This window comes from Photobacterium sp. BZF1 (assembly GCF_014349205.1).
In the GTDB taxonomy this organism is placed as follows: domain Bacteria; phylum Pseudomonadota; class Gammaproteobacteria; order Enterobacterales; family Vibrionaceae; genus Photobacterium.
This window is the reverse complement of the sequence record NZ_JACSOF010000078.1, coordinates 22399-29878: the sequence shown is the minus strand read 5'-3', so window position 1 is coordinate 29878 and position 7480 is coordinate 22399. Positions and strand designations below refer to the sequence as shown.

The window sequence follows — 7480 nt, the reverse complement described above, 5'->3', positions numbered from 1 at the left end:
GAGGAATAGGAACACCTTGGTTTAAATCTCGATGGAATGTTCAACACAATTGAGATAAATATGAAAAAAACAATTATTGCAGTGGCTCTATCTGCAATCACTTTTGGTGCTAATGCTTCAGATAAAGATGAATCAGCATACGTATTTTTAGGCGTTGCCAATGGCAGTGAGTCAACTGGCTGGCAAGCAACTGCTGGTTTTGATATTGATGAGAACTTTGGTTTTGAATCAACCTTCCATTACAATTCAGATGAATACCGTTCACGCTATGTTAATGCAAATATGAGTTGGTGGATGATGTCACTAACACCTGTTGTACATTTAGATATTAACGAAAATATTCGTCTGTATGGTAAGGGCGGCTTCTTTTTCGGTGGCGGCACTATTAAAACATCTACATATTACAGTACAGATGAATATTCAGATTCAACAAGCGGTTTAGCATATGGCCTTGGTATTGACTTCATGCCTGTAGAAAGCGGTTTATCTGCTCGCATTGGCATCGACTGGTATAACATTGGTGATGTTGAAGTTGGTGATTCCACCGTTGATGCTGGCACTGAAAAGGTTGTTAACTTTAATATCGGTTATAAGTTTTAAAATATGAAAACAAGAATTTTATCTGCAATATTACTCCTTTCAACATTGTCAGGTTGTGCCGGCATCGTTTCTGGCGGTGACGATAAAGTTACTATCACAACAGGTAACGCCAAAGATGCTGAAATTTTCCTTGATGGTGAATACCTAGGAAAGGAGCGTGTTACTACCAATATTAATCGCGGTGATACTTATGAAATTATGGTGACAAAAGAAAACTGCGAAACTGCCTATGAACAAACAGGTGAGCGAATAGATGAGATTATCTTTTTAAATCTATTCATTGACTTCGGTATCATCTCTATGCCAATTGACTTCCTATCAGACAATGCATGGAAACCTGATTCAAAACGATATATTGTGACACCATACTGTCCATCAAATTAATAATAACCTGAAAAATAGCCATAAAAGCGCGTGTTCTATACCATGCGCTTTTTATTAAAAAACATTATCGAGACATAAACATATGAGTGCACTATCTTTAGTTGGTAACATTCTATTTTTCATCTTTGGTGGCTTTGTTACAGTATTACTTTGGTTCATTGGTGGCTTAGTTGCACTTATCACTGTTGTAGGTGCACCATTATTCAGGCTTTGCATGAACAACGCCAAGATGGCTTTAGCACCATTTGGAAAAGATGTAGTTAAACTAAGTGATTTAAAGCGTGCTAAAGGTGAAGATCAGCATCATGCGGGCTTGAAAGGAATAGGAGTTGCGTTCAATATCATTTGGTTTTTTACTTTTGGCATGATGCTATTCATCACACATGTCATTTCAGGAATTGCATTGTTTATTCCTATTTTTACAATACCGTTTGGTTTACAGCATTTTAAACTGGCAGTAACTGGTCTATTCCCTGCTGGCCGTCGTGTTGTAACGATTTCTGAAGCAAATGTAATTCATGAAGAATTAGCAAAAATCAAACTAAACATTAATAAATAAAACCCTTAATAATTTTGAATTAAGTATTATTCATGGCAAAAAAGCGATTCATTCATCGTAACAACTGAAGGTGACAAAAAAGTTCGTTCATAAATTCGTACTGCACTGCATCTCGACGCTGTAATGACACTTTAAAGTCATTTTCCAAGCCCACTAAGGTATCTTAGCGGGCTTTTTAAGTTATAAGCTCATCCATAGAGGTGGAACTAATATTGGGTAATCACAGCAATAGGCTGAATCAATTAGCTCTTTTCTTCAGATATAGGAGAATAGCGGAAATTCAAGAAGAGCTACTACACCTACATGTTTAACAAACAATTTGAAGAATCAATCAAAGATTCCATCACTAACATTCAGTCACTGCTGACCATCAACTTTGATAATCCACACCTTAAAATCCATAAGGTAATATTTGATGACTTTGATAAGCCTTGCTTTGAAGTACACATCCAAAACCCTTTGAGCAATAAAGATATGATAGGGTTGGATTTTGAGCAGTTATCGTATTATTTAAAACACCCAAAAGATCTTATCGTTTATTACTACAAGGAAAGGTACATTGACTACATCGAGTGGTTGAAAACCGGTGGGTTAGTTCAGTGTACAGCTATAAATACTACAGGTATTCGGTGCAAAAACTTCATCAGTAATAAAAAGTACAGCTTGCATGAGCATATCAAACTGAAAAACAAAGGCCGGATGTGTTCAAAGCACCAGCGTTAAACCTACGTGGTAATCGCTAAGGGTGTTATGAAAAGGAATAAATAACTCAGGATTAGATAGGAAAACGGCACTACGACTGCGTGCCGTTTCAATAAATAACTACAATTTCGGGGTCGAACCACGAACAAACAGTTCGCTCGGGATATTCATCGCCATTTGTAGAAGCGGCTGCTGCTTGACCAAGGTGTCTATCCGGCTCAAGGCTTCCTCACCCATTCGGGCGTAAGGCAATTCGACCGATGATAGTTGAGGCTCCAACTCTTGGGCATGACTAGCATTGTCATAACCTATCACAGCGATATCCTTGCCTACCTTTAAGCCTGATTCATTAATCGCTTGGTAGCACCCCATTGCCATGTAGTCACTGCAACAGAAAATAGCATCAGGCCGGTTAGCAAGGGCTAACAGTTTCATTGTCTGCTTATACGCTTTGTTCAGCGACCAATCCCCTTCCAATATATTGGCAGATTTAGGCACCATATTGTGATCAATCAGGGCCTGTTTGTAGCCTTCCAGTCGCTGGGTGGAGCAATCCATCCAAGATTCGCCAGTGATAATGGCAATGTTCTTATATCCTTGGCTTACCAAGTGCTCTGTTGCAACATAGCCACCATGCAAATCAGCAGGAAGGATCGAAGGCAAAAGAAGATTGTTTTTGGCACTGCAATTGAGCAATACCATAGGTAGATCAGGTTTGATTTTCAGAGCCAAATCGCGTCGTGTCACTGACGAAGCGTAAATCACCCCAACATAGGTGTCATTACAGCTGATTTCTGCCTGAATTTGCTGCTCGAGATTTGGGTTATTACCAAAGTAGAATGTAGAAATCAGGTAATTGTATTCGCAGGCAGAACTCCAGATGGTGCTGATTGCATCCATAAAAGGATCATGGTCTGAGATAGAGTCCAGAATAAGCGCTATTTTCTTTGGCTCCTGGCTGCGAGAGAAAGATGGCTTCTTGGCATAACCCAGTTCGTCGGCCACGGATAGTACTTTGTCCCGGGTTTCTTCAGAGATCTGGATCGATTGAGATTGGTTGAGTACCAGGGATACCGTTGTCTGGGAAACATTTGCGGCCCGGGCGATATCCATCATTGTTACTTTTTTTGCCATATTTTCTTCATTGTGCCCGCAGAGATTGAGAAATATTACCATAATATCCGCACCTTGGCATTCACTCTCCTGCTTCGAACTCTGTACCATCCAGGTTTCTCACAAAGCTAAATCCAGTCCAAAGCCCCCCCCCAACGAGAACGAGTAGTTATCCTTAACCTCACACCCCAGATAATATTATTAGTAAACTTTAAAAGGCAAACCCTATCCCTTGAAAGCATTAAAAACCATGATAAGCAAGGTTGTAAGTGTGCTCATGATCTCTCTTCTACTAAAGATCCATGTCAAACTCGTGACAAAAGTCATAAAGGTGAAGCTAATATTTTGATCAATATGACTAATATTATTAGCATTTAAAACATCAAGAATGAAAGATGTGAATTTGGGCCCAAAGGCTCTCCCTACACCTCGGAAAATACATGGAGTTACAATGAATACTGACTCGAACAAAATCGCCATGGCAAAGATATGCCTGGCCTACTTTTTCTATAACTTCTTTTGGTCGCTCAGTTCCGGCTCGCTGTTTGCCGTTTGGCTCAATGACCGAATTGGTATCGATGGCTCGCAAATTGGTGTGTTGTTCGGCCTGCAAACCGGTTTGGCGGTTCTCTTCAAACCTGCGTTTGGCTATATGCTGGACAAATTGGGGCTGAAGAAGCACCTGATGTATTTCATCGCTGCACTTAGCTTGTTAATCGGTCCTTTCTACATTTATGTTTACGGCCCACTTTTGTCAGACCCTTCAACCTTCAAGTTCGGCGTACTCATTGGTGCCATCTACCTAGGCTTGCTGTTCCAGGCAGGTAGTGGCGTTATCGCCTCTTACAGTGAACGCTTTGCACGTTGCCATGACTACGACTTTGGCCTAGTCAATGGCTTTGGTATCGCAGCTTGGGGACTTTCCGCAATCCTTGCCGGCTTCTTGTATAACATCAATCCAGATTTGATCTTCGTGGCCTGTAGTGTTGCCGCCGCATTGATGCTGATGTTTATCGCAATGCTGAAAGTCAAACATCTAGACGATGCCGACAACCACGTAATTTCTGCTGAAAAAATTGAAAAGAAAGATGTCATCAAGCTACTGAAAAATCCAAAAATGTGGGCCTTCATGACCTACGCAGGTACTATTTCAGTGGTGTTCTGGACCTCAATGTCGCAGTTTACCCGCTACTTTGTCAGCTTCTTCGAAACACAAGAACAAGGTATTACCTTTAGTTCCAACATGGACGGTATCACAGCCTTCTTCCTGTTCTTTGTCAGTGCCGCCGTACCGTTTGTTATCAAGAAAATCGGTGCCAAGGGCAGCCTTATCCTGACCGCTTTCGGCATCACATCCTTCTTGTTAATCATTGGCTATGCCGGGTTGGGCGAGAAGAATATCTACATGGCTGTTTTCGCCAAACTACTGTTCGGTATCGTTAACCCACTGCTGATTGTTTCTGTCTTTGCCTACATCGCAGAGCAGTTCGATAAGAAAGTGAATTCATTCACGTATATGTTCGGCTTCCAGGTCGTCAATAACATCTTTACGGCTATTGCAGCACCGGTTATGGGCGTTATGTACGACACCCACGGCTTTGCCTGGAGTTACATCTACTTCGGTCTGTTTGCCGCAGCCGCCACTATCCTGGCCTTCTTTACACTTAGCAGCAAAAAAGCCGCTGTTGAAAACAATCAAGAATCGCTGGCAACTGCCTAAGCAACAATATGGAAAAGGGTATGTCGATGCCCTTTTCCTTGAATCCAATGCTCACCAGCATCCGATGAGGTTTTACTGTGTCTATTTCAATGATTGAACCAACACAACAAGTGTTTCCCCTCAAAGAACACCGTTTATTCAATATCTACCGTGAATCCCTTCCCAGTGAGATCACGTTTCTCAATACCGATGGATTTATCAGCCCTGTCGGAGACGACAAATACGGTGTACGTATTGTTAGCTACGCCAAAGATAACTTTTACACGGCGACAAACCTTGAGCCTGCAACACCATGGGACTGGAGCCAGCTTCCCAATTTCAGCTTTGCCTTTGATGCGTCAAACCTTACCAGCCACTCGACTCAGGTGTTTATCAATATATTCAACACCCAGGGAGAAATGCACAGCCGTTCAATCACTATTCCGGCTAGCCGCGACACAAAAACCTACATTACCGAGCTGAAAGGTGAATACCTCAAGGGGAAAACCAACCATTACTCTGGCCTGAGATCCAACCCAGCGCCGATCAACACCCCATACGAATATGCCACCTGGATGTGGGGGGCTATCAACATGGATTTGACCAGTATCAGCAAGGTTGAACTTAGCATCCATGGCTCACTGCTGGACCATGAATTGGTATTGAGCAATTTCCGACTCGTCCTATCACCACCAGCAAACCCCGAATACCTAACCGGCATCATCGACCAATTCGGCCAAAATGCCAATGTCGACTATGCCCAGAAAATCCATTCCGAGGAGCAACTTCTTGCACTTAGAGATGTCGAGTTAGAGGCTCTTAAATCCGGAAGAATGGCCCAGCGTTCCCAGTTTAGCGGCTACACGGGTGCTGGCAGATTTGACGCAACGGGCTATTTCCGAACCGAAAAAATTGACGGTAAATGGTCGCTGATTGACCCTGAAGGTTACCCGTACTTTGCTACTGGCATCGATATAATCCGTCTGGCCAATGCCTACACGATGACTGGAGTTGACTACGATCACAGCAAGATCGAACAGCGTCAGGCAGATGACCTTACCCCTGAAGATTCCATCGAGAAGGTTACTGTATCCGACGAGGCAAAACAGACGGCTTTTACTGCCAGTGACGTGCGCAGGAATTGTTTCAACTGGCTGCCAAGTTACGACGACCCGCTAGCAGAACATTATGGTTATATGCGTGAATTGTGGGAAGGGCCGACAACCCAAGGGGAAACCTTTAGTTTTTATGCTGCCAACCTACAACGTAAATATGGCGATAGCTACCGCGACAAGTGGAGTGAAGTCACTATAGACCGAATGCTCAACTGGGGCTTTACCTGCTTGGGTAACTGGGCGGCTCCTGAATTTTACCGCAACGAAAAGATCCCTTTCTTTGCCAATGGCTGGATTATTGGCGATTTCAAGACCGTCAGCAGTGGTGATGATTTCTGGACAGCGCTACCCGACCCGTTCGATCCCTTGTTCGAACAACGTGCAATCGCGACAGTCCAGCAGGTCAAGGACGAAATCCAAGATTCTCCTTGGTGTGTCGGCGTCTTTATCGACAACGAAAAAAGCTGGGGCCGAATGGGCACCATCGAAGGCCAGTATGGTATTCCTATCCATACCTTAAGCCGTGATGCCGCTGAGTCTCCAACCAAAGCCGTCTTCATGACAGTGCTGCAGGGTAAATACCAAACAGTTGCTGCGTTGAACCAAGCATGGGCAAGCGACTTTGCTTCATGGGAGGTTATCGCCAAAGGAATCAAGGGACTGGCGCATAACGATACCCAACTCGAAGATTACGGCCTCCTGCTAGAAACCTATGCTTCTGAGTATTTCCGCATAGTTAGCCAAGCGGTAAAAGCCGAACTGCCCAACCATCTATATTTGGGTGCCCGCTTTGCTGACTGGGGCATGACTCCGGAAGTGGTGCGTGCCTGTGCCAAACATGCCGATGTGGTCAGTTATAACTACTACAAGGAAGGCTTGCACCCAGAACCTTGGAAGTTCCTCGAAGAAATCGATATGCCAAGCATTATTGGTGAATTCCACTTCGGGGCCCGAGATACCGGCTTCTTCCACCCGGGGTTAGTGTCGGCAGAAAGCCAGGACGAGCGTGGCGAAATGTATGAACGTTACGTTCAGAGCGTCATTGATAACCCATATTTTGTCGGCTGCCATTATTTCCAATATATCGACTCGCCAATTACCGGGCGCTCTTTTGATGGTGAAAACTACAATATCGGGTTTGTCTCTGTGACCGATGTACCTTATGACGGCATGGTGAATGCCGCGAAAACCATTAACAGCTCGCTATATCAACAGCGCTTAAACCCGCTCACTAAATAATATTTTCAACGGATTACACCTTGGCCTCTTAGGGGGTCAGGGATCCCTGTACCTGATTTTCACCAAGGA

At 43.7% G+C, this 7480-nt stretch carries 7 protein-coding genes; 6 read left to right on the top strand and 1 reads right to left on the bottom strand.

The features are described from left to right. Positions 1 to 60 precede the first annotated feature (60 nt). The 4 genes from BIZ37_RS17540 (at position 61) to BIZ37_RS17525 (ending at position 2266) form a co-directional block, all read left to right on the top strand. Positions 61 to 600: an outer membrane beta-barrel protein gene (locus BIZ37_RS17540; RefSeq protein WP_187462579.1), complete on the top strand. Its 540-nt coding sequence runs from the start codon at positions 61 to 63 to the stop codon at positions 598 to 600. Positions 601 to 603: 3 nt separating this feature from the next. After that, positions 604 to 984, top strand: a complete 381-nt coding sequence (locus tag BIZ37_RS17535; RefSeq protein WP_187462578.1) for a hypothetical protein — start codon at positions 604 to 606, stop codon at positions 982 to 984. Positions 985 to 1066: 82 nt separating this feature from the next. Beyond that, positions 1067 to 1543, top strand: coding sequence for a YccF domain-containing protein (locus tag BIZ37_RS17530; RefSeq protein WP_187462577.1), 477 nt, complete (start codon positions 1067 to 1069; stop codon positions 1541 to 1543). A 303-nt stretch (positions 1544 to 1846) separates the two neighbouring features. Then, complete coding sequence (locus BIZ37_RS17525) at positions 1847 to 2266, top strand: hypothetical protein (protein ID WP_187462576.1); 420 nt, start codon at positions 1847 to 1849, stop codon at positions 2264 to 2266. A gap of 99 nt (positions 2267 to 2365) precedes the next feature. Here the strand turns inward: BIZ37_RS17525 and BIZ37_RS17520 are convergent, their stop codons facing one another. Next, positions 2366 to 3379 (bottom strand): LacI family DNA-binding transcriptional regulator, encoded by a 1014-nt coding sequence (locus tag BIZ37_RS17520; protein ID WP_187462575.1) that lies wholly within the window; start codon positions 3377 to 3379, stop codon positions 2366 to 2368. Between the two features lie 430 nt (positions 3380 to 3809). Here BIZ37_RS17520 and BIZ37_RS17515 point away from each other — a divergent pair, with 430 nt between their 5' ends. Continuing rightward, positions 3810 to 5078: an oligosaccharide MFS transporter gene (locus tag BIZ37_RS17515; protein WP_187462574.1), complete on the top strand. Its 1269-nt coding sequence runs from the start codon at positions 3810 to 3812 to the stop codon at positions 5076 to 5078. 77 nt (positions 5079 to 5155) lie between these two features. After that, complete coding sequence (locus BIZ37_RS17510; protein ID WP_370577386.1) at positions 5156 to 7411, top strand: agarase; 2256 nt, start codon at positions 5156 to 5158, stop codon at positions 7409 to 7411. Positions 7412 to 7480 lie beyond the last annotated feature (69 nt).

Excerpts from the sequence above, each read along its gene's own strand:
- BIZ37_RS17540 (WP_187462579.1), top strand. The coding sequence starts at position 61 with ATGAAAAAAACAATTATTGCAGTGGCTCTATCTGCAATCACTTTTGGT.
- BIZ37_RS17535 (WP_187462578.1), top strand. The coding sequence starts at position 604 with ATGAAAACAAGAATTTTATCTGCAATATTACTCCTTTCAACATTGTCA.
- BIZ37_RS17530 (WP_187462577.1), top strand. The coding sequence starts at position 1,067 with ATGAGTGCACTATCTTTAGTTGGTAACATTCTATTTTTCATCTTTGGT.
- BIZ37_RS17525 (WP_187462576.1), top strand. The coding sequence starts at position 1,847 with ATGTTTAACAAACAATTTGAAGAATCAATCAAAGATTCCATCACTAAC.
- BIZ37_RS17520 (WP_187462575.1), bottom strand. The coding sequence starts at position 3,379 with ATGGCAAAAAAAGTAACAATGATGGATATCGCCCGGGCCGCAAATGTT.
- BIZ37_RS17515 (WP_187462574.1), top strand. The coding sequence starts at position 3,810 with ATGAATACTGACTCGAACAAAATCGCCATGGCAAAGATATGCCTGGCC.